The following is a 23,924-nucleotide window of genomic DNA, read 5'->3' on the forward strand; positions in this document are numbered from 1 at the left end:
CAGTATCTGGTCAGCGCGACCCGCGACGGTCAGCCGCGCGGCGACCGGGGTGGCTTCTTCAGCGGCAGAGGTGGCTGCGGGCGAGCCGTCAGCTCCAGGCGCGCGGGTCGGCGGCGAGGTCACGCACCCGGTCCGGCAACGTGCCGGTGGCGACATCGGCGACCGAGACCGATTCGAGGATCTCCCGTTCACTGGCCCGCAACGCGATCCAGACCTCCTGCAGCGCGGCGGCCGCGCCCTGGTAGCCCAGATCCTCCGGCCGGTGGCCCCGCACGTGGGCCAACGGGCCGTCGATCACCCGGATGATCTCCGCGAGGCTGATCTCCTCGGCCGGTCGGGCCAGCCAGTACCCGCCGTCGGGCCCGCGCTGCGCGTGCACCACACCGGACCGACGCAGCTGCAACAGGATGCTCTCGAGGAACTTCGCGGGGATCCCCTGGGACCGGGCCACCTGCTCGGCGGTGAGCACCGTCCGGGTCGGGGTGCCGGCGACGAACGCCAACTCGGCGATGGCGCGCAGCGCGTAGTCGACCCGGGCGGAGAGACGCATACCTCTCAGGTTACGGCACTGTTTCCGGCTCACGGCCCGCGCTGGGCGGCCTCTCCCGGGCACCGGCCCGCGCGGGGCGTCACCCGCCGACCCGGCGGAGCAACCCTTCCTGTACGGCGGTGGCGATGTGCCGGCCGTCGCGAGTGAACATCCTGCCGGTGGCCAGCCCACGCCCGCCCGCCGCAGACGGGCTCCAGCAGTCGTAGAGGAACCACTCGTCGGCGCGGAACGACCGGTGGAACCACAGGGCGTGGTCCAGGCTGGCACCGACCACGCCACCCGGACCCCACACCTCGCCGTGCACCGACAGCACCGAGTCGAGCAGCGTCAGGTCGGAGGCGTAGGTCAGCACACAGGCGTGCAGCAGCGGGTCGTCGGGCAGCTTGCCGTCGACCCGGATCCAGACCCGCTGGTACGGATCGGCCGGGCGGTCACCGGGTGCGACCAGCCCCGGCTCGCCGACGTAACGCACGTCCATCGGACGCGGGATCACCGCCCAGACGCCGAGGCGTTCAGGGTAGCGGGCGAGCCGCTCCGCCATGGTCGGCACCGCGTCCGGCGGCGGTACGTCGGGCGGCTGCGGCGCCTGGTGCTCCAGCCCGTCCTCGACATGGTGGAACGACGCCGACATGAAAAAGATCGGCTTGCCGTGCTGGTAGGCCACCGAGCGGCGGACCGAGAAGGACCGACCGTCGCGGATGTTCTCCACCTCGTAGTCGATCGGCTGGGAACTGTCGCCGGGGCGGACGAAGTAGCCGTGCAACGAGTGGACCAACCGTTGCGGGTCGACGGTGCGACCGGCGGCGACCAGCGCCTGCCCGGCGACCTGCCCGCCGAAGACCCGCTGCGGACCGACCTTCGGGCTGATCCCCCGGAAGGCGGCCGGGCCGGTCGGGGTCAGGTCGAGCACCTCCAACAGGTGGTCGACGGCGGCCTGACCACTCACCGGGCCGGCCTGCCCCGCGTCGGACGGCGTGGAGCCGGCCGCGACCCGCGGAGCTGAGCCGGCCGGGACCTGCCCGGCCGGCTGATCGCCCACGGTCACTGCAACGCCCGGGCCGCCGCGGCGTCGACCAGGGTGCCGAGCTGGTGCACCCGCAGCGTGTTCGTCGAGCCAGGGGTGCCGACCGGGCTGCCAGCGACGATCACCACGTACTCGCCGGGGTTGGCCCGGCCCAGGCCGAGCAGGGCCTGGTCGACCTGGCGGAACATGTCGTCGGTGTGCTGCACGAACGGCATCAGGAAGGTCTCCACGCCCCACGACAGGGCGAGCTGGTCGCGCACCTCGGCGACCGGGGTGAAGGCCAGCAGCGGCAGTTCGCAGTGCAACCGGGACAGCCGGCGCACCGTGTCGCCGGTCTGGGTGAAGGCGACCATCGCCCGGGCACCGATCGCCCGCGCGATCTGCGACGCCGCCGAGGTGAGGGCACCCCCATGGGTACGGGGGTCGTGCTGCAGCCGGGGCACCGAGATCGAGCCGTTCTCGGTCGTCGTGACGATCTTGGCCATGGTGCTGACGGTCAGCACCGGGTACTTGCCGACGCTCGTCTCCCCGGAGAGCATCACCGCGTCGGTGCCGTCGAGCACCGCGTTGGCCACGTCCGAGGCCTCCGCCCGGGTCGGCCGCGAATTCTCGATCATCGAGTCGAGCATCTGGGTGGCCACGATGACGGGCTTGGCGTTCTCCCGGCACAGCTGCACGGCCCGCTTCTGCACCAACGGGACCTCGTCGAGCGGCAACTCGACGCCCAGGTCGCCACGGGCCACCATGACCCCGTCGAACGCGTCGACGATGGCCTCCAGATGGGTGACCGCCTCCGGCTTCTCGACCTTGGCCAGGACCGGGCGACGGACGCCCTCCTCGTCCATGATCGCGTGGACCAGCTTGATGTCCTCCGGCGATCGCACGAAGGACAACGCGATCATGTCGGCGCCCAGGCCGAGCGCGAACCGCAGATCCTCGGCGTCCTTGTCCGACAGGGCTGGCACGCTGACCGCGACGTTCGGCAGCGAGACACCCTTGTTGTTGCTGACCGGCCCACCCTCGACGACCAGCACCCGGATGTCGGGGCCGTCGACCGCGCTGACCTCGACGGCGACCTTGCCGTCGTCGATCAGCAGCCGGTCACCGGGGCGGACCTCCTGGGGCAGCTTGCGGTAGGTGCAGGAGACCCGCTCCCGGCTGCCGAGGATGTCGTCGCTGGTGATGACGACCGAGTCACCGGTACGCCACTCGTGCGGTCCGTCGGCGAACCGGCCGAGGCGGATCTTGGGGCCCTGCAGGTCGGCGAGGACGGCGACGGCCCGCCCGGCGGCCTGGGCGGCCTCCCGGACCAGGCGGTACACCTGCTGGTGGTCGTCGTGGCTGCCGTGGCTGAAGTTCAGCCGGGCCACGTCCATGCCCGCTTCCACCAGCCCACGGATCCGCTCCGGGGACGCAGTCGCGGGGCCAAGCGTACAAACGATCTTTGCGCGGCGTGTCACGCCCATGAGGCTAGTCTCTCCCCTTGATCGACCGATCGGCCGACCCTGTCAGATGTCCGAACGAAAGTGCCCACCAGCGCCCGGCGCTCCGCGGGACATCGTACTGGGATGGGCGCGGCGGCAGCGGTGGACCGGCGGGCATCGACGACCGCGCCATCAGGGTAGCGCGCCTGCTGACCATCCCGGTACGCCCGGCCGGGCGACGCGACATCCGTTCGGCGATCATTCTCGCCCCCGTCACATTGATCCGGTTAACTGGTCGCCACCTCGACCGGAAGGCTGGCACGGTGACACAGCAGCGACACGCACGTACGGTGACCGGGCTGGCGGCGGCGCTCGCCGCCGTCCTCGCGACCGGACTGGCACCCGGGGCGGCCACCGCCGGCGGACCGGCCACCGCAGGCGGACCGGCCGACGTCCGGTTCGCCACCTTCAACGCCTCCCTCAACCGGGCCACCGCCGGCGCCCTGGTTGCCGACCTGTCCACCCCGGGCGACCAACAGGCGGCCAACGTCGCCGAGGTGATCCAGCGGGTCCGCCCCGACGTCCTGCTGATCAACGAGTTCGACCACGACCCGCAGGGCCGGGCCGTGGAGCTGTTCCAGCGCAACTACCTGTCCCGGGGGCAGGGCGGCGCCGCGCCGATCCACTACCCGTACCGGTTCAGCGCGCCGTCGAACACCGGCGTGCCCTCCGGGCACGATCTCAACCGCGACGGTACGGTCGGCGGCCCGGACGACGCGTACGGCTTCGGGACCTTCCCCGGCCAGTACGGCATGGCGGTGTACTCGCGGCACCCGATCGACCTGCGGTCGGTGCGCACCTTCCAGACGTTCCGCTGGCGGGACATGCCCGGCGCGCTGCTGCCCGACGACCCGGCGACCCCCGAGCCGGCCGACTGGTACTCCCCCGCCGCCCTGGCCGACCTGCGGCTGTCGTCGAAGAGCCACTGGGACGTGCCGGTGCGCGTCGGCCGGCAGACCGTACACCTGCTGGCCAGCCACCCCACCCCGCCGGTGTTCGACGGCCCGGAGGACCGCAACGGCCGCCGCAACCACGACGAGATCCGGTTCTGGGCCGACTACGTCTGGCCGGCCCGGTCCGGCTACGTCTACGACGACCGGGGCCGGCGGGGCGGACTCCGGCCGGGGGCCCGGTTCGTGATCGCCGGCGACCTCAACTCCGACCCGTACGACGGCGACAGCCTGCCCGGCGCGGCCCGGCAGCTCACCGGACACCCGCTGGTCGACGACCGGCGGCCACCGGCCAGCGCGGGCGGTCCGGCGGCGGCGCAGCGCCAGGGTGGGGCGAACCTGACCCACGTCGGCGACCCACGCTTCGACACCGCCGACTTCGCCGACGGTACGCCCGGCAACCTGCGGGTCGACTACCTGCTGCCCGGTCGGGGCCTGCCGGTACGCGGTGCCGGCGTGTTCTGGCCGACGCCGGACGACCCGCTGTTCCGGCTGGTCGGCGACTACGATCCGGCGCTGCCCGGCGGGTTCCCCACCTCGGATCACCGCCTGGTCTGGCTCGACGTGCGTCGTTGACCGGGCAGGTACGCCGCTGACGACCGGGCCGGGCGTGCCGGCGAGGCACGCGCCGGCCGACCGGGCCGGCTCAGACGCAGGTGCCGCAGATCGGGTCGGGCGTGTGGTCACGGCTCGGCACCATCACCACGGGGATGTCCCGGACCCGTACGTCGTCGGTGCCGATCGGGAAGACCGTGGTCACCCGGGGCAGCCCCGCCGTGTCGAGTCCGACGCAGGCGAGCCGGACCAGGCCGTTGAGCAGCACACAGTGTGCCTGCGGCTGGTCGGACTCCGACAGGGTGTCCGACCGGACGTCGACAGTGGTGGTGAACCACGTCGGCCCGCTGGCCGCACCGTAGCCACGCAGCGGCGGACGCACCGTGGAGAAGGTCGCCTGGCGGCCGGTGTAGGTGAGCGTGGCGAACTGGGCACCGGCCGGCAGCTCGGCGCAGGGCTCGATCCACCCGGTCAACCGCACCCGGTTCACCGGGGGCAGTCCACCGACCGGCTCGACGGTGTGCCCGGTGAAGGCGGCGGTGGCGCACGACGCCGGCGTCCAGGTCACCGCGCTCGCGGCGGCCGGTGCCCCCGGTAGACAGGCCAGTAGCGCGGCCACCACGGCGGCGAACGCGGTGCCGCCGACCGTGCGGCGAGGGACCGTACGGCGCGGTCCGGTCCGGTCGACCACGGTCGGGGTCATCGGTGTTTCTCCTCGGTGTCGGTACGGCGATGCGGTGCCGCGGTGTGGGCCGCCCCCAGGGCCAGCCCGAGTTGGAACCGGTTCGTCACGCCGAGCCGCTCCATCAGCGACCGGAGCACGTTCGACACCGACCGGGGGCTGATCCGCAGCTCCCGCGCGGCGGTGACGTCGGTGTGTCCCTGCGCCAGCAGAGCGACGAGCGCGCGCTCCCGGGGACTGAGGTCGATCTGCGGCACAGTGCACTCCTGCAGTCTCTCGGCGTCGTTCCAGTGCTGCTCGAACAGCGCCACGAGCGCGGCGACGATCGGGGGTTGGGCCACCTCGAGGTAGCCGCGTTCGACGTCGTCGGGCGCGACGGGGAAGAAGGCGTACTTGCGGTCGACGACGAGCAGCTTGACCGGCAACGTCGCCGCCATGCGGTACTCGGGCAGGCATCGGGTCGGCTCCGACCGGTGCTGGACCACCGGGCCGGGTTCGGGTGGCTGCACCCCGAGGATCCGCATCCGCACGCCCCGGGCCAGCAGCGTGCGGTCCATCGGCGCGGCCGAGCGCAGCGCCTCGGCGTCGAACGTCTGCTCCGGGTGCATCGCGAGATGCTCGTGGCGGGCCACCGCGACGAGCTCGGCCAGCCGGGCCCGGGTCGCGGCCCGGCTGGCCAGATGCCGTACGCCGTCACCGAGCTGGCGCACGTCGACCCCGGTGGCGGCGAGCCGGCGCGCCAACGCGGGGCGTACCGCACCGGGCGCGGCGTTCGTCGTCGGTCGACGCACCGGTGGGGCCAGCGCCGACAGCGGTCTGGCCGCCCATCGCGGGTCGGCCGAGGTGGCGGACGGCCGACGGGCCACCGCGCCGATGGCGGCGAGTTCGTCGAGCGCGGCGCCGACCCGGCGACGCGCCATGCCCAGCTCACCGGCCACCTCGGAGACCAGCGCCGGACCGGAGCCGAGCAGGTGCCGGTAGATCAGGTCGGCGTCCGGGGAACGCCCACGACAGGTCAGTGACGGTACGGCGGTCCGGGCCGGCGAGGGCCAACGTGACTGCGGCATGGCTTTCCACCTCCCCCATGTGCCTGACCATGCAATCAGCAGATCGTCACCGCGACAAGATCGTTACCTGACCGTGCCCGAAGCGTGCGGGAAACCGCACCCTGGCGGATGCCGGCCGCGAACCGCCTGACACCCGGCACCGCACAGTCGGCGGCACGGAGGGTGCGTCCATCCGCAACGGACACCTTCGCGATCACGAAGGTTTCGGCCTTCAGCGATCCACCGCCGCGATTTCCTTGAGCCGTGCCACGACGCACCGGTAGACCAGGCAGCGGACGGCCGACGGGACCGCGCGTGCCGTTGGCGATCGGCAGAGGAGATCCTCATGGCACACGTGGTCAGCGTGCTGACCGTCGCACCGGGTGTGGGGAGCAACGAGGTCTGGGACCTCGACAACGGCGAGGCACTCGACTTCGGCACCTGCCGGTGCGGCGGCTGTCGTCGCACGGCGACCGTGTGCGTGCCGGGCCCGACGGCGCTGCGGGGGCGCATCGTCGCCCACCCGGACCACTGGCGCGTCGACAACCCCGGCCCGACAAGTTTCCTCGTCGAGGACCTGGAACAGCCGCACAACACGATCACCGTCGTCGCCGGCCGGGCCGCCGTGGTCATCCCCTTCGAACTGGGCCGGGTACGGGCCGGTGCCGTCGCGCTGCTGACCGTGTTCGGGCCGGAACCGGCAACCGTCGAGGTCTCGACCGTGCCGGGTTGCCCCTCCGACCGCGCGCGGGACGCCGGTGACCTGACCCCCGGCACCGGCTACTTCGAGGTGCTGCGGGTGTTGTGCGAACCCCGGCTGCGCGGCGAGGTCCACCGTCCGCTGGCCACCTCGGCGGAGATCGCCGCGACCCTCACCGGTCGGGGCAGCCCGATCAGCGCTCGCGCCGTCGACGCGCACATCTGCTACCTGGTCGGCAAGCTCGGGCTCGCCGGTGTCCGCGACGGGCTGCGCGCACACCGGAGCTGGCGAAAGGAGGCCCTGGTCAGCGCCGCACTGCGGTGGGGGCTGGTCGGCCCACAGCACCTGCCGTGAACAGCCGACGCCGTGCCGCCACCCGGCGGTCATGTCGCGGCCCCGCCCACCCCGTCCCACCAGGCCCCGGCACAGCCCGTCGCGGCGATCTGCCGCAGTCGCAGCGCGGCGTACAGGTCGATGAGCCCGTACTCGGACACGGACCAGGCGGCGCCGCCGGCGTAGCCGGCGAGCGCGGATTCGGCGACGGCGGCCAGCCGCCGCCGGACCGGATCCGTCGACGGTGCCGTACCCGCCGCGTCATCGAGCAGGCAGACCACTTCGGCACCGCGCCAGACCTCGGTGGCCCCACCGGTGGCGATACGCCGCCGGGCCGCGTCGATCAGCTGGTGCGGCTGCGGCAACCCGGTCGGCACCTGGCAGGCGGCGGCCGCGACGTGCAGCAGTGCCGCGTAGTCGACGCCGACCCCGTCGGCGAGGTCGTCGACGACCCCGCTGACCAGCTCCCGCAGGTGCTCCGCGCGTCGCTGCGCCCGGGCACAGTCGCCGGTCACCGCGTAGGCGTGCATCGTGACCGCCGCGTGGTGCAGCCCGTCGAACGTCACGTCGTCGAGCAGCTGCGCCGGCACCTGCGGCACCGTACCGGGAGAACGCAGCCCGAGCGCCTCGATCACCGTGTCGACCGCGAGCCCGTCCGGCGGAGCGGGCCGTGGCGTCACCGGCAGGTCGACGCCGAGCAGCGCGCCGGTCGCCGGGGCGAGCACCGTGGTCAGCCCGGCGCTGTCCACCGCGTACGGCACCCGGCCGGCGGTCAGCAGGGCCATCTGTACCCGTCGCAGCAGTCCCGGTGGATAGCGCGGCGGTGCGGGGTGCAGCAGATCGAAGAAGGCCAGGTCGTCGAGGTCGAGTCGCAGGACACCGGCGTCGGCCTGCTGCTGCAGTGCGTCGACCGCCCGCCGGTGCAATGCCGCAAGGTCGCCGGGCGGGCGGTAACCGGCGTCAGCCACCGTCCCGACCTCGGCGATCAGCGCCAACGTCCGCAGGTCGCCACCGCCGATCTCGCCTCGGGAGCGGATGGCACCGAGGTAGCTGCCGACGGCGGCGTCGGCCGCGTCGGTCACCAGGTCCGGGTCGCCCTGGCACAACGGCCGAGCCGGCGTCGCCGGCAGCCAGTCGAAGGTGGTGTCCTCGCCGAGCTCGACGGGGTCGGCCAGCCGCGCGGCCAGTTCGGCGCAGCCGCCGCGAGGCAGTGCCAGCGTCCGGTCACCGGCCAGGTGCCCGAGGCGCATCGCCCAGAGCCGGTGCACCCCGGTCAGCTGCGGCGACCGGGCCAGCGCCGCGACCCTGGCCGCCACCGGCGGTGGGGTCGACAGCGGCTCGTGGCCGGCGGTGACCAGGTCCTGGTTGAGCCGGTCCCACTGCCAGATGGCGAAGTACGCCGGATAGTCAGCGGTCTCGTCGCTGGCGACCGACGGGTACCGGTCCAGGTAGGCGGCCCAGTCGGCGGCGGTGAGGTCGCGTACCCCGGCGAGCAGACTCGGATGGAGCTGGCCCCGGCGCTGCAGCGCCCCGGCGGCGGTCATCACGTGTCGCAGCTGTGGACCGCCCTGCGGGTAGAGGACCTCCGCCGTATCCGACTGGCGGACCACCAGTGCCTCGAAGGCCTGCGCGATGTCGGGCGGGCCTGGCGCTGCCACCGGTGCGCCGGCGGAATGGCGGACGGTGAGTACGGCGGCTGTGGCGACCAGCGCCACCGCCACGGCCAGGACAACGACCAGTGGGGCGGACACCAGGCGGCCCGACGCCCGGGACGTACGCGACATGGGGTTCCCTTCACCGATGGGCGACGGCCGAGGTGACGCGCACCCCGGCCGTACCCGCACGCGGACTCCTAGCTCGACTTGTTGGCGTACGCCACGGTGTAGCGGGTGTTGTTGCCGTTGATGAACCGGGCCTCGGCGTTGTAGTAGAACTTGTCGGTGCCGGCACCGGCGTAGATGAACCCGGACTGGCTCACCCTGCGGTAGTTGCCCGAACCGGAGCCGGAGTGGTAGTCCTTTCCGAAGAAGCTGCCGCTGCTGGCCGTACAGCCGGGCGGCCAGGAGATGGTGCAGCTGTTGACACCCGTGCCGGTGAGCTGCCAGGAGACCGAAACCCGGATGTTGCTGATCGTCACCGGGCTGGTGCCGCTGCAGGTGTAGGAGTGCGCCTGGCCCCAGTTGTTGCCGACGACGAGTCGCTTCGACTGGAAGTCGACAGTGCCGCCGGTGACGACGTAGCCACGGGCACCGGACTTGAAGGCACCGCAGGTGTCGTACTTGTAGGCGTACCAGCTCTGCGCGGCCGCGTTGGCGGGCGCGGCGACGACTCCCATGCCGACGGTCACGGCGACGGCGGCGAGCAGGCCGATGGCCGCCCGCCGGATTCGATGTCTCATGGTGAGCATCCCTTCTCGACGTCCCGGCCCAAGGTGGGCGGGTGGACGGTGGAAGGCTCGCAGCGATCCGGCAGGCGGGGAATCCGCGACGTCGCAGAGCCCGACAGCTTGGCGTCCGGTCGTCCGGTGTGGTAGGCGCCGACTCAGTCGGTGCCGGTGGCCGCCAGCGAGCCCGGCGGCCGGACGTCGCGGGACGCGATCGCCGACGTCGGGATCCGCGCCGGCCGCACCCCCATGTCGCGGCGCGCCCACCGGTAGAACTCGGCACGGGCCTGCCGGTAGTCGGCGAAGCCCTCCCGCCAGGCCTGCTCGTCGACCGGCTCGTCACCGGTGGCGAAGGCCTCCAGCCGCCACAGCGTCTCGGTCAGCGTCTGCGCGGCGGTGATCGTGGGCTCGTCGGCGAGCAGCAGGACCGACTCGAACTGCACCGAACGGTCCGACTCGGCCTGCCCCAGCAGGGCCAGACCCTCGTCCCGCCCGATCGGGCTGATGGCGGTCACCACGCCCTGGCTGGCCAGCACCCGGGAGGAGAGCAGCGCGATCCGTTTGGCGGTGGCGGCGAACTCGACGTAGCCGGCGAGCCGGCGTTCGTCCCACCGTACGGCCTGCTCCCGCTGCCAGCGGCTGCGCTCGGTCAGCCCGGTGCCGACATAGGTCAGCACCCCGCCGACGACCACCGCGAGTATCGTCGGCAGATGCTCCACGAGCGACATTCTGGTCCTTCCCCGGCGGCCGGGCTTCAGAGTAGAAGGCGACGTCGAGGGACGCCGTCCACTGCGGCCGGGACGCACGGGCCCGCCCTGCTGGCCCTCGGCTGCCTGCTGGCGCTCGGCGCGTGCACGTCGGCGCCGACCGGCGCACCGCCACCCGGGGCGGTCCCGGCACCGCTCGGCACCGTCGGCCTGCGCCCCGGGCAGCTGTGGATCAGTTTCGACTGCGTCGCCGACGACGGACCCGGCCAGCTGGCGGTGATCGTGGAGTCGGGGTCGCGGTTCGACATCGACTGCCCGGCCGACGAGGTGTACCTGACCCGCAACCTCGATCAGGACCACCCCGGCGGGCCGACCGGCATCCGGGTCGAGACCGGCCCCGACGTGCGCTGGAACCTGCTGATCGAGCAGTGACCGGTTAGCCTGCGACGATGACCACCTGCGTGTTCTGCCGGATCGTCGCCGGGGACTCCCCCGCCTGGCGGGTCGTCGACTCCGCCGCCGGCGTGGCGTTCCTGGACACCCGCCCGGTGTTCCGTGGGCACGTGCTGATCAGCCCGCGTCCGCACGTGGTCACGCTGACCGATCTGCCGCCGGCCGCGCTGCCGGACTACTTCGCGCTGGTGCAGCGGGTGGCGGCGGCGGTCGAGGCCGGTCTCGGCGCGGGCGGCACCTTCGTGGCGATCAACAACCGGGTGTCGCAGTCGGTGCCACATCTGCACACCCACGTCGTACCGCGGACCAGGGGCGACGGGCTGCGCGGCTTCTTCTGGCCGCGCAGCCGCTACGCCGACGACGCCGAGGCCCAGCGGTACGCCGAGCGGATCGCCGCCGCCCTGCCGCCGACCGCCCTGCCGCCGACCGCCTGATCAGCGGATCGTCGGCCGGACCACGGTGTACGGCAGCACCGGGGCCGCTCGCCCCGTACCGAAAGTCGACCACCAGCAGGCCGCGGCCGTCGAACGCGACCGTCGACGGCCCGTGCAGCCGGGGGGCGGTGACCCGGGCCGCACTGCCCGCAGTGGATGGCGTGGTGCTCCCGTTGACCGACGAGATACCCGCTCCGGAGCTGGGGCTGGTGTGGCGGCGGGACGCGACGCCACCGGCCCGGCTGGCGCTCGCCCCGGTCGTCGGACGACTCGCCCACGACCGCCGCTGGTAGGCCGGTGGCACGCTCACCGGGCATCGGTGCGCCCGCTGGAAACAACGACCACCTGTCGAACGTCAAACTGGTACTCGTCGTCGTTCCGCGACCGGAGGTGGCCCGTGTCCGACCGTAATGGGATCTCCCGACAGGTGTTCGCCCTGTTGACCGGTGCGGTCGCCGGCTGGGCGATAGGCCGGTTCGGATCGAGGCCCACCGCCGGCTACGAGCGAGCGCCCTGGCCACGTACCGACGTCGACGAGGACGCCGCGCCCGACGGCACGGACCAGGTCGAGCCGGATGCCGGGCCGACGTCGCCCGGCGGAGCCGGCGAACCCGCCGGCGGGGCCGACACCGACCGTACGGAGCTGGTCCGGATCTGCATCGACCTCGCCGACCGACTCCGCGACCAGGAGCCGGCGTTGTGGCAGCGCCTCACCGACCGGCTGTCCGACGCCGGCGTGCAGACCGTTCTCGCCGATGGTGAGCGCTTCGATCCGCAGGTCCACGAGGCGGTCGGCCAGGTCCCCACCGACGACCCGGCGGCGCACCTGCTGGTGGCGTCGACTGAGTTCGCCGGCTACCGCGACGGCGGTGCGTGGCTGCGCCGGCCGGAGGTCGTCGTGTACCGCACCGCGCAGTGACCGGTCCGGACGGACACACCGGACCGCTCCGGCAAGTGCGCGAGGTACGGTCTCCGGTCACCTCCCAGCCTGGACCGCGAACGCCGTCACCGCGCGGTCGATCACCACGAGCGCGTCCCGGACGGCCGCCAACTCCCGGTTGACGACCGCCGCCGGTGCGGGGCCCGGCCCGCGCGGCGCATCGAGTACGGCCAGACTCGTGGCGCGCGCTGCCAGCACCACGGCCAACGGCTCCCGCAGCGACGGGATCCAGTCGGACAGCGAGGAGACGAGCGGTGCGGTCTCCGTGGCCACCGACGCCGACGCGCAGAAGGCGACGACATCGGCCAGGTACGCGTCGACCGCTGCCCACCGGTCGAGCGACTGGGCCCGCACCGTCCGCCGCAGCAGCCCGTCGACCGGCTGCGGCACCGGCGGCAGCGGAAGCACCCGGTACGTCGCGCCGACGAACTCGTCGATGTCCGCCATCAGCGCGTCGCACTCGGCGATGAGAGCGCTCACCTCGGCGCCGCTGACGACCGGGCGACGGCTGAGCGCACGTAACCGGGCGGCGAACGCCTGCCACTCGTCGCGGTGTCGCGGTGCCGCCATGGCGAGCTGACCCAGGACACGTTCCGGGGTGGCACCCACCGACGGCACCGCCTCCCGTCCCAGACAGAAGCGACTCACCTCGACGAGGTAGCGCGACACCTGGCCGAACAGCACCGGGAGTTCGACAGCCAGCTCGTCTGCGGCGACCTGCCGACCGCGCCCGGTCGGGCGCAGCCTCGGCGGGGTGGGCGGCCGAAGCTGCGGCGGGTCACCTGGCTGCCGCGACAGCGACGCCGCCGCGACGGGCCGCTCCGGCGGGGTGCCGATCGGCGCGCTGTCGGGTGCCGGGGTCGCAGCGGCCATGGACCGGGCCACCCTGGACCGGCCGGCCGACGCGGCCCACCGCAGTGCGCCGTGGACCACGGTCTGGTGGGGTTGCGCCAGGACGAGCCGCTGCTGTCCGGTGATCCGTACGAGGGTCTCCGCGACGGCGGGAATCCTGCTCGACCCACCGGTCAGACAGACCGCAGCCAGTTCCCCGCCGCCGGGCACGGCGGCGTCGATCGTGCGGCGCAGCTCGTCGGCCCCGGCGACGAGCAGATGCGCGATCGCCGATTCGAACTCGCCACGCACCACCCGGATCTGCCGGACGAATCCGGGCAGCCGCGCATGCTGCACCGGGGTACGGGACAGGCCCTCCTTCGTCCGGATCACCTCGGCCCACAGCAGGCTCCGGTCCGGGCCGGCGCCCTCGACCAGCGCAAGCCACCGCTCGGCGTCGACCTGCTGGGCGTAGTCGCCGAGGATCCGGACGAGTTCCTCGTCGAAGTCCGCCCCACCGAGGTGCGGATCGCCGCCGGGCTCCCCCACCAACCGGTAGTCGTGTCCGGACCACTCCAGCACCGCCGTGTCCAGCGTGCGGCCGCCGAGGTCGTACACGGCGACGGGGCCGTCGGTCGCGACGGTCGCGTCGACACACGCCACCGCTGCGGCGACCGGTTCCGCCACCAACTCCGGATCCGGCAGCCCGGCCTGCACGGCGGCGGCGGTCAGCAGGTCGCGTTCGACGGCTGTCCACCCGGCAGGGCAGCTGAGGACGGTACGGACCGGCCGGCGGCCCTGTCGGTGGACGGCGTACCGCGCGCAGTGCCGTAACAGGGTGGCGACCAGCTCGGTGGCGGGGTAGGCCCGGTCGCCGAGCAGGACACCGGGCCCGGCGACGAGGGCCCGCCGGGGTGCCTGTTCGGCACGGTCGGGGTGCCGCTCGGCGATACGCTGCGCCCGTCGCCCGGCCACCAGCCGGCTGTCGTCGTCGACCGCCACCGTGGACGGCATCCGGCGTACCCCGTCGACCTCCACCACCTCGATCCGGCCGTCCTCGCCGACGCCGGTCGTCGTGTACGACGTGCCGATGTCGACCCCGAGCGTCCAGCCGGCCATGGTCGCGGTCAACCCTGGCCGTCGAGCCGGTGCCGCAGGGCCGACAGATCCTCGCCCAACGTCTGGAGTCGACTCAGCCGGTGCCGCACCTCGTCGCGCTGCGGGCCGAGACGCGACTCGCTGTCGGCACGATCGGTCAGCACCCGCCGTACCTCGGAGTCGACCTCGGCCCGGACGCCATCGAGCCGCTGCTCGACCTGGGTGACGAGCTCCCGGTGCAGGTCGTCGACCGTGCTGGCCAGCACCTGCGGCAACTCGCCCGCCAACTGGCGCAGCGTCTGCTCGACCTGGGCCCGGAGCCGGTCGCGGCTCTGCTGGTGAGCGAGCCGACCGAACATCGCGGCGGCGCCGGCGACCAGCGCGACGAACGCGCCGATGCCGACCGCGAGGGCGACGTTACGGCCGGCCGGACCGAGCTGGCGGTAGCCGGCGGCGGTCCGGGCGGCGATCGTCCCGAGTTGTGGCCCGGCCCGGGTGGTCCAGTCCACCGGAAGCCAGGGCAGTTGGGGCAGGCGGGTGCCGGTCGGAGCCGCCTGGTCGACGATCAGGTCCGGCGCGAGTCCGCGCGCCCCGGCCGGTGCCCGCAGGTCGACCCGACGCGCCGTCAACCCGTCGAGGCCCAGCTCACCGGCGAGCTGGACGGCGATCACCGGCGCATGGACGTTGATCAGGTTCTCCAGTTCGAGGACCAACCCACGGGATCCTTCGACGAGGTCGGCCGGTACCGACGTCAGCGCCTCCCGCCCGCCGTCGCGCAGCGCGGCCTGTGCGCTGCCGAGCAGGGTGGCGATCCGAGCGTCGGCGTCGGTACGCAACTCGGCGAGCAGGTCAGTGAACCGCTCCGCCAGCTTCGACCGCCAGGGTGCCTCCGGCGCGGTGAGGGTGGCGAGTTCCGCCTGCCGTGCCGACAGGGCGGCGAGCAGGTCCGCGTCGGCCGACAGCGACCGGAGCCGCTGCCGTTGGTCGCTCTCCAGGTCGGCCAGCACCGCGGCCGCTGTCTCGGCGAGGCCGACCAACCGGGCGTGCCGACCACGGAGCAGGACGCGGAGCCGCAACTCGGCGATCAGCACCTCGGTCCCGCTGTCGGCCAGCAGCTGCGCCGCGCCCTGCGGATCGACGGCCGCCTCCTGCTGGGCAAGGTGGCGCAACCGGGCACTGACGGCGAACCACGGCGCGTCGGCGAACCCGGGGGCGTGCTCGCGCAACAGGTGCCGGTTGCGCTCCAACACCTCCGGCCAATGCGGGAAGGTGTCGGTGCGGGTCAGGACGAAGACCACGGCCCGGGTACGCCGGGTGGCCTCGCCGAGGAAGGCGAGTTCCGACCGGGTCAGTTCGGTCGCACCGTTGACCACGAACAGCAGCGCGTCGGCGCGCGGCAGCGTCGCCAGGGTCACCGTCGTGTGCCCGGTGACCAACGCCCCGATCCCGGGGGTGTCGATCAGGATGAGTCCGTCGGCGAGCAGTGGCGCCGGTATCCCGACCTCCACCCGCTCCACGTTCGGGTGCGCGGGTGTGCCGTCGGTGCCCAACGCGGCGTACCGGGTCAGCTCGTCCAGGGGGATCTGCCGGCCCTGCGGGTCGTCGGTCGAGATGACGGTCGCGACGTCCTCGGGGGCGTAGCCGACCACGATCCGGGTGTCCGTCGCCACGTCGGCGTCGACCGGTAGCAGTCCGGGCCGGTCCAGCAACGCGTTGATCAGAGAACTCTTCCCCCGCTTCTGCTCGCCGACCACGACCACCACGGATCCGGCGAAGCGCGTCACCCGGACCTCGTCGACGAGCAGGTCGGCGGAGTCGGGGCGGCCGTACTCGCGGGCGGCCGCCGCTATCTGGTCCATCAGGTCGACGGTGGCGTCGGTCAGCGGATGGTCGGTTCCTCTGCGCATCGCGGTGCCTTTCTGCCGGTGGCCGACCTGTTGGACGATTCCGCCCCGTGCGGTGTTTCCGGCGGCCGGGCCGCACCCGCGTCGACCGCCACGGCCAACTCGGCCGCCGCGCCCGCCTCGGCGAAGTAGCTGAGTTCGAGGACCTCGCGCACGTCGGTGACCAGGCGTCGGTGCGCCCGTGGGGTACGGCTCTCCAGGCTCCGCCACCGCCGGGTCAGTTCCCGCAACCGGTCGCGCAGCTCAGCGGGGGTGTCGGCGGCGAGCCCGAATCGCTCGACGGTGGTGCGTCCGCTGACCAGGTCGCGCAGGTGCCCCGACGCGTCCTCGGGCAGCACGAGGTCGCCACGGACGTGCGCTTGGAGTACGTCGGCCAGGGCGACCCGACGCAGTTCGGGCTCTCGGGCCAGCCGGGCGAACGTCTCGCGCAGCGCCTGACGCCCCGGCCCGTCCGCGACCGAGACCGGCGTACGGGCCAGGGCCGCCCGCACCTGCTCCAGCGCCGAGTGGGCGCGCAGCGGGTCGGCGACCGAGATGAACCGGTCCCGCAGGGTGCCCACCACCTGCTCGATGCCGCATCGGTGCGCGAGCACGGCGAGCAGGTCCGGGGTGTCCGCCACGCCGGAGTCGAGGACGGACAGTGCCTCCCGGATGCCGAACCGGCCGAGCAGGTCCAGCAGTTCGCGGCAGTCCTCGACGGGAACCGGGATCGGCAGCTGCCCCAGTCGACCGAGGAACCGTTGGTCGTCGACGTCGAGCAGCCGGGCGCGGGCGGGTTCGTCGAGCCCGGCCAGGCCGCGCAGCGCGGTCGCGTGCCGCTCGGTGAAGTCCACGCCCCGGGCGGTCTGCGCCACCAGGCCGGCGACCGGCAGTACCTCGGCGACCAGGCCGGCCAGCCGCTGGGCGGCGCGGGCGGCGAGCCGGTGCGCGTCGGCACGCCGCTGATCCGGCGGCCGGTCGTCGCTGACCGCGTCCATCCGGCTCAGCACGCCGAGCACGTTGCGCGCGGGCAGCCCCGCGCCGGTGACGGTGGCCTGGAACTCTTCGAGCGCCTGCCGGTCGACCTCACCGGGGCTGTGCATGACGTACAGCAGCACGTCCGCCTGCCGTACGGCCGCCATCGCGTAGTCGTCCAGATGTGTCGGGGAGTCACTACCCGGGGTGTCGATGAGGACGAACTCCCGGTCGATCCGGCGGTCCGGGGTCCGGACGGTCAGATGACTGACCTGGCGGTGGTCGACGGGCAGGTCGACCGGCACCCCACCACCCGGCCCGGCGGCGACCAGGGTCGACGTTCCGTCCACCAGGTGCACGGTCACGCCGGGCAACGGGTGGTACCGGAACCAGACGTTCACGGTGGTGCGCTCGGTAGCTCCACTGGCAGCGAGGCGCTGCCCCAGCAACGCGTTGACCAGCGTCGACTTTCCGGCGTTGAGTCGCCCCCCGACGGCGACCCGGATCGTGCGGTCCGCCAGCCGGCGCGTCACGGCCTCGACGTCGGTCCGCAGTGGGCCATCGGGCAGCAGCTCGACGGCCCAGCGCAGTTGCGCCGCCGTACGGGCGCACAGCGGCGCCGCCTCGTCGCTGGCGTACGGCACGGAGGTCACGTCGGATCCGACCCGGACATGCCGTACCCGTGATCGACGCTGTGGTGGTGGTCCCCGTCGTCACCGTTCCAGCTGCTCGTGGTGTCTGCTTCCAGTGCCCGGTGCCCACCGACCGGCTCGTGGCCGGTGGCGTCGTGGCCGGCGGGGTCGTGGCCGGCGGGGTCGTGGTCGTGCACGTCGTAGCCGGTCGGATCGTGGTCTGCATAGTCGTAGCCGGTCGAATCGTGGTCGGAGTAGTCGTAGCCGGCGGTGTCGTCGAGCAGGTCGAGCAGCTCGGCGGCGGTGATCGCCGCGAGGGCGCCGACGGCCGCGCTGCCGATCGCGGCGCCCCCGATCGCGAGCACCGTGCCGAAATCGACGTCCGGCGCGGCCGGGTCGTCCAGTCGGGACCGTCGCCCGGCGGCGTGTGGCGGACGGCCCGGTACCTGGATCCACGCGGAGGCCTGGAACTGTTTCTCCTCGATGACCACCTCGACCGGCCGGAACGACCGCGCGTACAGTCCGCCGTACTCCTGCTCGACGATGCTGTGGAAAAGGGTGTCGTCGACGATCAGGGCGAGGTCGCTGTTCTGGTGTTCGACGAGCGCCGTACGCAGCACCGCCGAGTCGAGCAGTCGGCAGGCGTGCACCACCGCGTCGCCGGCGTACCCGGTCGCGGCGACGTGCACGATTCCCTGGCTGAGCGCCGCCCGCAGCCGGATCCGCCCGCCCGGGCCGGGCCGGTCGTTGGCGTCGTACAGTGCCTCGTTGAGGCAGTGCAGGAAGCCGGGTACCACCTTGCTCTCGTCGATCCCGGCAGGCAGGACGATGAGCAGACCGTCGCCGCGGTCCTGCCGGCCGGAGCGGGACAGGTCGATGCCGGCGTCGGCGCAGGCGCGCCGCACCACCAGCAGCAGGCGTCGCTGTACGTCGATCTGCTGTGGATGTAGTCGGCGGGTGTAACCCTCGATGTCGACGACGACACAGAGTCGCCGCACGCCGGGCGGTTGGGGTGGCATCGGACCTCCGTCGGGTCGGTGAGCGTCGGTGGCCGGCTCACGCCGGCTCGGTGGCCCCCAGGGCGGCACGCAGCGCCCGCCGCGCCCGCCAGAGCCGGGACCGGACGGTCGCTTCCGGGATTCCGCACAGTTGCGCGATCTCGGCGTACGGGTAGCCGAGCTTGTCGGCCAGGACGCTGACCGTCCGGTACGGCGCCGGCAGTCCGGTGATCGCCCAGTTCAGGTGCGCCCGGTCGACGATCGCCTGCTCCGGCGAGACATCTGATCCGGAACGGTCGGTCTGCGGATCGAACGGCGTCGCGGCGCGCGCCTGGCGGCGATATTCGTCGATGGCCGCGTTCGCGACGATCCGGTACAGCCAGGTCCTGACGCTCGACCGATTGTCGAACTGACCGATCCGTCGCCACGCCTTGATCATCGATTCCTGGAGGAGATCGTCACGGTCGTGCTGGTCGTGGAAGTAGCGCTGACAGAACGCCACCATGTCGGGCCGGTAGCGGCTGATCAGTGTGTCGAATGCGGACCCGTCACCCTCGGCGCTCCGGCTGATCAGCGCCTCGTCGGTGACGTCGTGGTCGTGCCGGCCCTGGCTCCGGTGGCGCGTCGCCAGCAGTGGCGATGTCGTGGTCATCGCGTCCCTCCTGCGTACCGGCCGCCGACCCGTCCGGCGGGGGTGCCGGACGGATGCAGCTGCCTACCGGCAGGTTAGGAATCGGCGCGGTCTTCGGATCTCGTCAAACGAGGGGATTCGCTGCGGGATGTCGCGGTGCCGACATTCGGCGGGAAACAACGACGGCGAATCCGTCGTCCAACACATCGCCACACCACCGACGGCGGAAGGAGGGGATCCAGTGGGTTCGTGGTCCCTTGCGATCGACTTCGGCACCAGCTTCACCACCGCTGCGGCAAAAATGTCCGACGGCGTCCCGGAACTGCTCGAAATCGAGAATAGTAGATACTTTCCGTCGCTGGTCTGCCTGGACACCGATGGGACCCTGTTGAGCGGCAGCGCCGCCCGCCAGCTCGCGGCGCAACTGCCCGGCCACGCCGAGCGCTCCCCCAAACGGGCGCTGGCCAGCGCTGCGCAGGTGCGGCTGGCTGGGCGCAGCGTCGCGACGACCGACCTGGTGGCCGCCGTACTGGCCCGGGTCCACACCGAGGCGGTCCAGCGGTACGGCGGACCACCCGCCGACGTGGTGCTGACCCATCCGGCGGCCTGGTCGACGGAGGAGCTGGCCCTGCTGCGGACTGCGGCACGGACCGCCGGGATGCCGGACGTCACGCTGGTCAGCGAACCGGTCGCGGCGGCGCTGCACTACGCCACCGGCAAGCCGGCCCCGATCGGCAGCCACCTGGCGATCTACGACCTCGGCGGCGGCACCTTCGACACCGCGGTCGTCCGCCGTACGCAGGACCCGCCCGGTCTCGTCGTGGTCGGCGCACCGGGAGGGGACCCCTTCCTCGGCGGCGAGGATTTCGACGAGGCACTCCGCGACCTGGTGGGTGCGCTCGCCGTGACCCGGGACCCCGGGCCGTGGGAGGCGCTGTGGTCGGGCACCGACCGACCGGCGCTGCGGGCCCAGCGGATGCTGCGCCGGGACGTCACCGAGGCCAGGGAGACGTTGTCGACCAGGACGACGGTGCAGCTGCACGTACCGGGCTACGCCGATCTGCTGGTGGTCCACCGACCCCAGTTCGAGGCGGCGATCGACCCGCTGCTGCGACGCAGTGTCGACGAGTTGCTGTCCACCGTCTCGGGTGCCGGGCTGCACGTGGACGACCTCGCCGCCGTGGTGCTCACCGGCGGCGCGAGCCGGACGCCCAGGGTGTCGGACCTGATCGCCGAGCGACTCGGTCGGTTGCCGGACGCCGCGCCGGATCCGAAGGGGGTCGTCGCCCTCGGCGCCCTGCTCGGGGACCACGCACCGGCACCGGCGCACCGGTCGCCGGGCCGGCCGACGCCACAGCCGGGGCGGCGGCCACTGATCCACCTGGGAATGGAACGCGACCTGTTCAGCGACGACCCGCCGCATCCGGCGACCGACGGGAGGAATCCATGGAGATCGTGATGCTGGGCCACAGCGCCGCCGGCAAGACCACCTACGTCTCACTGATGTACGCGTTGATGCACACCGGCTACGGCGGATTCTCGCTGCGGGCCGCTGACCAGGGCGACCACCAGAGCCTGATCGGTGCCGCCGAGTGGATCCTCGCGGGCCGCTACCCGCCAGCGAGCGACCAGCGCGCGGTGTTCGAGCTGGTCCTGCGGCACGACGGCGCCGACGTGTTTCCGTTCAGCTGGCGCGACTACCGGGGCGGCACCCTCAGCGAACGCTCGGACAGCCCGCAGGCGGCGCAGCTGCACGCGGACCTGCGGTCCGCCGGCGGCATCGTCATCTTCTGCGACTCGGCGACGCTGCTCACCGACCGACGGGCCGGCCGCGACGTACGGACCATCGTCAGCCACGTGCAGCGGGCGCTCGACGCGCGGGGCGACGAGATCACTCCCCTGGTGATCGTGCTGACCAAGGCAGACCTGGTGGATCTCGACGACGAGAAGGTCACCGAACAGTTGGGCGCCCCGTTCATGCCGTTGATCGAGGCGGTGGCCAGGACGAGCCACATCATCGGCACCCTGGTCCCGGTGGCCTGTGGTCCGCGACCGATGAACGTCGCGGTGCCGGTGCTGTGGGCACTGCGCTTCGGCATCATCGGCCGGGCCCGGTCGCTGGCCGCGTCGGTCGACCGCAGCGTCGCCGCGGCCGACCGGGCGGCCGCTGGCGACACCCTCGGCAACCGCTTCCTCAGCTGGCTCAACGACGAGACCCCGAACTGGCGCATCAGCCTGCGGCACCGCCAGGAGGCCGAGGCCGAACGGGCGCGGTACGCCCCGCTCGTCGCGCCGGCCGAGCGCCTCGGCGAACTGCTCGACGGATTCCCCGGATTCTGAGCATCCCACCCATGACGGGAGACGAGAGTGGACACACCCACGATCACCTTGACCTTGCTGGGGGCCAGCGGCTCCGGCAAGACCCTGTTCCTGCACGGCATGTACGCCACCCTGTCTGCCGGGGTCGCCGGCTACTTCGTCTACACCCGCGACCCGGACGACGACGTGGACCTGATGGACGTCTGGGACCGGCTCAACGACAAAGGCACGCTGCCGCCGCCGACCGACATGGACGGGCAGAAGTCCTACGAGTTCGTCTTCACCCACGGCATCGATCCGCTGCTGCACATCGACTGCGTCGACTTCCGGGGTGGAGCGACCGACGGCAAGAGCGGTGACGCTGACGACTCCCAGGCGATCCACGACCGGCTCCTCGTGTCGGACAGCATCTACCTCGTGCTCGACGGCGAGCATCTGGCCAACTGGGTGCTGGCGATCAGGGATCTCGACGACGTGGGCGCGTCACGGCCGAACCGCAGCCGAGACCCGATGAAGGTCGCCGGACTGAGCCGCCTGATCTACACGGCGGTCAAGGCCCGGCAGGAGCAGGGCAAGCTGCCGCCGTCGCTGGTGCTGCTGATCACCAAGTCGGACCTGATCGAGCCGATCACCGGCATGTCACGCGGCACGGCACTGAGCATCGCCGCCCGGCACATGAAGGCACTCGTACCGATCGCGTACAGCGACGGCATGACCTCGCTCGTCTGTCCGGTGCAGATCGGTCGACTCGGCACCGAACTGCACGGCACGGTGGATCCGGACGCTCTGGATCCGGTCGGCCTGCACCGCCCGTTCGTCTTCTCGCTCTGGTACTACCTGGTGGAGCAGATCCAGAACAACCGGACGGCCCTCAGCTACCTGCGCGAGCAGCGCTCCGATGCCCGCCAGACGGTAGACGAGCTACGGAGCCGGCTCGGCGGGACGCTCCTGCACCGCGGGAAGATCCGCGCGGGGGAACGCACGGTAGGCACCCGCGACCAACAGATCCAGGAGGTCGAACGGGAGCTGGCCGCGTTGCAGTCGCTGGCCGACAAGCTGATCGCCGAGTTGGGTCGACTGCCGATCGTCACCGACGGACGGGCCCGCCTGGTTCTGGAAGAGGTGCAGCGGTGACGCCTGGGGCGGGACCTCCGACGTCCGGGCCCGGTCCGACCGTGCCCGGGGCGGACGCAGCGGATCGGTACTGGGCACCGGTGGTGTACGGCCGCACCGGCACCGCCGACTTCTGGTGGCGCGCGGTGCCGGAGCACCTGGCCCATCACCGTGGCTGGCTGGAGTCGAGCGTGCGGGCGGTGGTGGGCGGCGGCACCGGCCTCGACCGACCCCGCTTCGTGCTCAGCTGCGACGGCGACCACCTGTTGGTCGGCGTCGCCTGCCACGCCGACCAGCTCAACGACCGGATGAACTCCCACCAGGGGCGCAGGCTCTACTGCTTCGTCGGCTGGATGGCACCCGGTGGCGCCGGGCGAGCCGCCCGGTCGGCACCGGGACTCAACGAGTTGCTCCGCAGGTGGCGCGCCTGGGCCGGCCCGGTCTACGAGGAGTGGGTCGGCCGCGACTGGCAGCAGCACCCCAGCGATGTGCGACGGCCGCACCGCAGCGTCGCTGCGCCGGCACCGTGGGCGGAGGATCTGGACAATCGTGACAGGCCGGCGGTGTGGCGCACCTCCGACGGCAAGCTCTACCGGCTCACCAGCAGGTCGGGGCAGGTGTATCTGGTCCAGCCGGACGAGGCCGCCGCCCTGTGGGAGCTCGGGTTACGCGAGTTCACCGAATTCACGCTGGTGTCGGGCTGGACATCGGCCGCGCGGGCCGAACTGGCTTCGGTGACCCACCTGAGCGCCGACGACGTGACCCGCTCCGACTACATCGAGGTCCCCGGGGCGTCGTGCGCCGCGTCGCCCTCGTCACCGCCGAACCCGTCCAGGTCGCCAGCCACCGACCGCAACGCCGGCGGCGGCCCAGGTACGTCAGGCAGCCCGACGGCAGCCGGCGACGCGGTCATCGGTGGGCCTCGGGTAGCGCGGGATCTGCCCAGGTACGGGAGTATCCCTGGGGCAGGTCTCGTCCTCGATGTCGGGCGATGGGTCGGACGGCGCTTGACGTCAGCCGGGCGCACCGTACCGGCCGACGATACGGACCGGGCGCGACCGGGCACGACGCCCGCGTCGGCAGACCATGACTACTACGGCGGTCTCGGCAGGGCGCATGGTCCCCGGCCGACACCCGCGCTGCCCGACGATCGCGGCAGCACCGACCCGACGACCGCCAACTACGACGGTTCCTGGGACTGAC

At 72.7% G+C, this 23,924-nt stretch carries 24 protein-coding genes; 10 read left to right on the top strand and 14 right to left on the bottom strand.

Annotated features, from left to right (window positions below):
* Window positions 1–88: 88 nt before the first annotated feature.
* The 3 genes from O7623_RS08800 to pyk form a co-directional block, all read right to left on the bottom strand.
* Window positions 89–550, bottom strand: a complete 462-nt coding sequence (locus tag O7623_RS08800) for an Rrf2 family transcriptional regulator (RefSeq protein WP_282228113.1) — start codon at window positions 548–550, stop codon at window positions 89–91.
* Between the two features lie 79 nt (window positions 551–629).
* A complete protein-coding gene (locus tag O7623_RS08805) occupies window positions 630–1,496 on the bottom strand; it encodes an acyl-CoA thioesterase II (protein WP_282229354.1) in 867 nt (288 codons plus the stop codon).
* A 95-nt stretch (window positions 1,497–1,591) separates the two neighbouring features.
* Window positions 1,592–3,040, bottom strand: a complete 1,449-nt coding sequence (gene pyk / locus O7623_RS08810) for a pyruvate kinase (RefSeq protein ID WP_282228114.1) — start codon at window positions 3,038–3,040, stop codon at window positions 1,592–1,594.
* Window positions 3,041–3,321: 281 nt separating this feature from the next.
* On the opposite strand from pyk, the gene O7623_RS08815 reads away from it, so the two are divergent.
* Window positions 3,322–4,584 carry an endonuclease/exonuclease/phosphatase family protein gene (locus tag O7623_RS08815; protein WP_282228115.1) on the top strand — a complete coding sequence of 421 codons (1,263 nt, stop codon included), beginning with the start codon at window positions 3,322–3,324 and terminating at the stop codon, window positions 4,582–4,584.
* A gap of 70 nt (window positions 4,585–4,654) precedes the next feature.
* Here O7623_RS08815 and O7623_RS08820 read toward each other — a convergent pair whose 3' ends face one another.
* Genes O7623_RS08820 through O7623_RS08830 form a run of 3 tightly spaced genes read right to left on the bottom strand, consistent with a single transcriptional unit; the run spans window position 4,655 to window position 6,569 of the window.
* Window positions 4,655–5,266: a hypothetical protein gene (locus O7623_RS08820; protein WP_282228116.1), complete on the bottom strand. Its 612-nt coding sequence runs from the start codon at window positions 5,264–5,266 to the stop codon at window positions 4,655–4,657.
* On the bottom strand, window positions 5,263–6,312 hold the full coding sequence (locus O7623_RS08825) for a helix-turn-helix transcriptional regulator (RefSeq protein WP_282228117.1): 1,050 nt from the start codon (window positions 6,310–6,312) through the stop codon (window positions 5,263–5,265). Before O7623_RS08825 ends, O7623_RS08820 begins: the two co-directional genes overlap by 4 nt.
* Before the next feature lie 35 nt (window positions 6,313–6,347).
* Window positions 6,348–6,569, bottom strand: a complete 222-nt coding sequence (locus O7623_RS08830; protein ID WP_282228118.1) for a hypothetical protein — start codon at window positions 6,567–6,569, stop codon at window positions 6,348–6,350.
* A gap of 68 nt (window positions 6,570–6,637) precedes the next feature.
* On the opposite strand from O7623_RS08830, the gene O7623_RS08835 reads away from it, so the two are divergent.
* Window positions 6,638–7,345, top strand: coding sequence for a hypothetical protein (locus O7623_RS08835; protein WP_282228119.1), 708 nt, complete (start codon window positions 6,638–6,640; stop codon window positions 7,343–7,345).
* A 29-nt stretch (window positions 7,346–7,374) separates the two neighbouring features.
* Here the strand turns inward: O7623_RS08835 and O7623_RS08840 are convergent, their stop codons facing one another.
* From O7623_RS08840 to O7623_RS08850, 3 genes are all read right to left on the bottom strand, one after another.
* Window positions 7,375–9,108 (bottom strand): hypothetical protein, encoded by a 1,734-nt coding sequence (locus tag O7623_RS08840; protein ID WP_282228120.1) that lies wholly within the window; start codon window positions 9,106–9,108, stop codon window positions 7,375–7,377.
* 68 nt (window positions 9,109–9,176) lie between these two features.
* Window positions 9,177–9,722, bottom strand: a complete 546-nt coding sequence (locus O7623_RS08845; RefSeq protein WP_282228121.1) for a hypothetical protein — start codon at window positions 9,720–9,722, stop codon at window positions 9,177–9,179.
* Between the two features lie 143 nt (window positions 9,723–9,865).
* A complete protein-coding gene (locus tag O7623_RS08850; RefSeq protein ID WP_282228122.1) occupies window positions 9,866–10,426 on the bottom strand; it encodes a hypothetical protein in 561 nt (186 codons plus the stop codon).
* On the opposite strand from O7623_RS08850, the gene O7623_RS08855 reads away from it, so the two are divergent.
* The 4 genes from O7623_RS08855 (at window position 10,418) to grpE (ending at window position 12,220) form a co-directional block, all read left to right on the top strand.
* Complete coding sequence (locus O7623_RS08855) at window positions 10,418–10,846, top strand: hypothetical protein (RefSeq protein WP_282228123.1); 429 nt, start codon at window positions 10,418–10,420, stop codon at window positions 10,844–10,846. The genes O7623_RS08850 and O7623_RS08855 overlap by 9 nt on opposite strands.
* A 17-nt stretch (window positions 10,847–10,863) precedes the next feature.
* Window positions 10,864–11,301: an HIT family protein gene (locus tag O7623_RS08860; protein WP_282228124.1), complete on the top strand. Its 438-nt coding sequence runs from the start codon at window positions 10,864–10,866 to the stop codon at window positions 11,299–11,301.
* Between the two features lie 128 nt (window positions 11,302–11,429).
* Window positions 11,430–11,594 (top strand): hypothetical protein, encoded by a 165-nt coding sequence (locus tag O7623_RS08865; protein ID WP_282228125.1) that lies wholly within the window; start codon window positions 11,430–11,432, stop codon window positions 11,592–11,594.
* A 104-nt stretch (window positions 11,595–11,698) separates the two neighbouring features.
* The gene (gene grpE / locus O7623_RS08870) at window positions 11,699–12,220 is read left to right on the top strand and encodes a nucleotide exchange factor GrpE (protein WP_282228126.1); all 522 of its coding nucleotides are present in this window, start codon (window positions 11,699–11,701) and stop codon (window positions 12,218–12,220) included.
* 57 nt (window positions 12,221–12,277) lie between these two features.
* On the opposite strand, the gene O7623_RS08875 is transcribed toward grpE, so the two are convergent.
* Genes O7623_RS08875 through O7623_RS08895 form a run of 5 tightly spaced genes read right to left on the bottom strand, consistent with a single transcriptional unit; the run spans window position 12,278 to window position 19,310 of the window.
* A complete protein-coding gene (locus tag O7623_RS08875; protein ID WP_282228127.1) occupies window positions 12,278–14,191 on the bottom strand; it encodes an Hsp70 family protein in 1,914 nt (637 codons plus the stop codon).
* Between the two features lie 8 nt (window positions 14,192–14,199).
* Window positions 14,200–16,077, bottom strand: a complete 1,878-nt coding sequence (locus O7623_RS08880; protein WP_282228128.1) for a dynamin family protein — start codon at window positions 16,075–16,077, stop codon at window positions 14,200–14,202.
* The gene (locus O7623_RS08885; protein WP_282228129.1) at window positions 16,050–17,681 is read right to left on the bottom strand and encodes a GTPase; all 1,632 of its coding nucleotides are present in this window, start codon (window positions 17,679–17,681) and stop codon (window positions 16,050–16,052) included. Before O7623_RS08885 ends, O7623_RS08880 begins: the two co-directional genes overlap by 28 nt.
* On the bottom strand, window positions 17,678–18,679 hold the full coding sequence (locus O7623_RS08890) for a hypothetical protein (protein ID WP_282228130.1): 1,002 nt from the start codon (window positions 18,677–18,679) through the stop codon (window positions 17,678–17,680). Before O7623_RS08890 ends, O7623_RS08885 begins: the two co-directional genes overlap by 4 nt.
* A 37-nt stretch (window positions 18,680–18,716) precedes the next feature.
* Entirely contained in the window at window positions 18,717–19,310 is a 594-nt protein-coding gene (locus tag O7623_RS08895; protein WP_282228131.1) for an RNA polymerase sigma factor, read from the bottom strand.
* Window positions 19,311–19,530: 220 nt separating this feature from the next.
* On the opposite strand from O7623_RS08895, the gene O7623_RS08900 reads away from it, so the two are divergent.
* The 4 genes from O7623_RS08900 to O7623_RS08915 are packed head-to-tail and all read left to right on the top strand — an operon-like array spanning window position 19,531 to window position 23,923.
* The gene (locus tag O7623_RS08900) at window positions 19,531–20,748 is read left to right on the top strand and encodes an Hsp70 family protein (protein WP_282228132.1); all 1,218 of its coding nucleotides are present in this window, start codon (window positions 19,531–19,533) and stop codon (window positions 20,746–20,748) included.
* Window positions 20,736–21,629, top strand: a complete 894-nt coding sequence (locus tag O7623_RS08905) for a hypothetical protein (protein WP_282228133.1) — start codon at window positions 20,736–20,738, stop codon at window positions 21,627–21,629. The genes O7623_RS08900 and O7623_RS08905 overlap by 13 nt, the downstream gene beginning before the upstream one ends.
* Before the next feature lie 27 nt (window positions 21,630–21,656).
* Window positions 21,657–22,742, top strand: coding sequence for a hypothetical protein (locus O7623_RS08910; RefSeq protein WP_282228134.1), 1,086 nt, complete (start codon window positions 21,657–21,659; stop codon window positions 22,740–22,742).
* A gap of 41 nt (window positions 22,743–22,783) precedes the next feature.
* Entirely contained in the window at window positions 22,784–23,923 is a 1,140-nt protein-coding gene (locus O7623_RS08915; RefSeq protein WP_282228135.1) for a hypothetical protein, read from the top strand.
* The last annotated feature ends 1 nt before the right edge of the window (window position 23,924 follow it).

Source organism: Solwaraspora sp. WMMD791 (assembly GCF_029581195.1).
In the GTDB taxonomy this organism is placed as follows: Bacteria; Actinomycetota; Actinomycetes; order Mycobacteriales; family Micromonosporaceae; genus Micromonospora_E.

Coding starts and splice junctions, on each gene's coding strand:
- O7623_RS08800 (WP_282228113.1), bottom strand. CDS start 550: ATGCGTCTCTCCGCCCGGGTCGACTACGCGCTGCGCGCCATCGCCGAG.
- pyk (WP_282228114.1), bottom strand. CDS start 3,040: ATGGGCGTGACACGCCGCGCAAAGATCGTTTGTACGCTTGGCCCCGCG.
- O7623_RS08820 (WP_282228116.1), bottom strand. CDS start 5,266: ATGACCCCGACCGTGGTCGACCGGACCGGACCGCGCCGTACGGTCCCT.
- O7623_RS08825 (WP_282228117.1), bottom strand. CDS start 6,312: ATGCCGCAGTCACGTTGGCCCTCGCCGGCCCGGACCGCCGTACCGTCA.
- O7623_RS08835 (WP_282228119.1), top strand. CDS start 6,638: ATGGCACACGTGGTCAGCGTGCTGACCGTCGCACCGGGTGTGGGGAGC.
- O7623_RS08840 (WP_282228120.1), bottom strand. CDS start 9,108: ATGTCGCGTACGTCCCGGGCGTCGGGCCGCCTGGTGTCCGCCCCACTG.
- O7623_RS08845 (WP_282228121.1), bottom strand. CDS start 9,722: ATGAGACATCGAATCCGGCGGGCGGCCATCGGCCTGCTCGCCGCCGTC.
- O7623_RS08855 (WP_282228123.1), top strand. CDS start 10,418: ATGCTCCACGAGCGACATTCTGGTCCTTCCCCGGCGGCCGGGCTTCAG.
- O7623_RS08860 (WP_282228124.1), top strand. CDS start 10,864: ATGACCACCTGCGTGTTCTGCCGGATCGTCGCCGGGGACTCCCCCGCC.
- O7623_RS08875 (WP_282228127.1), bottom strand. CDS start 14,191: ATGGCCGGCTGGACGCTCGGGGTCGACATCGGCACGTCGTACACGACG.
- O7623_RS08880 (WP_282228128.1), bottom strand. CDS start 16,077: ATGCGCAGAGGAACCGACCATCCGCTGACCGACGCCACCGTCGACCTG.
- O7623_RS08890 (WP_282228130.1), bottom strand. CDS start 18,679: ATGCCACCCCAACCGCCCGGCGTGCGGCGACTCTGTGTCGTCGTCGAC.
- O7623_RS08895 (WP_282228131.1), bottom strand. CDS start 19,310: ATGACCACGACATCGCCACTGCTGGCGACGCGCCACCGGAGCCAGGGC.
- O7623_RS08905 (WP_282228133.1), top strand. CDS start 20,736: ATGGAGATCGTGATGCTGGGCCACAGCGCCGCCGGCAAGACCACCTAC.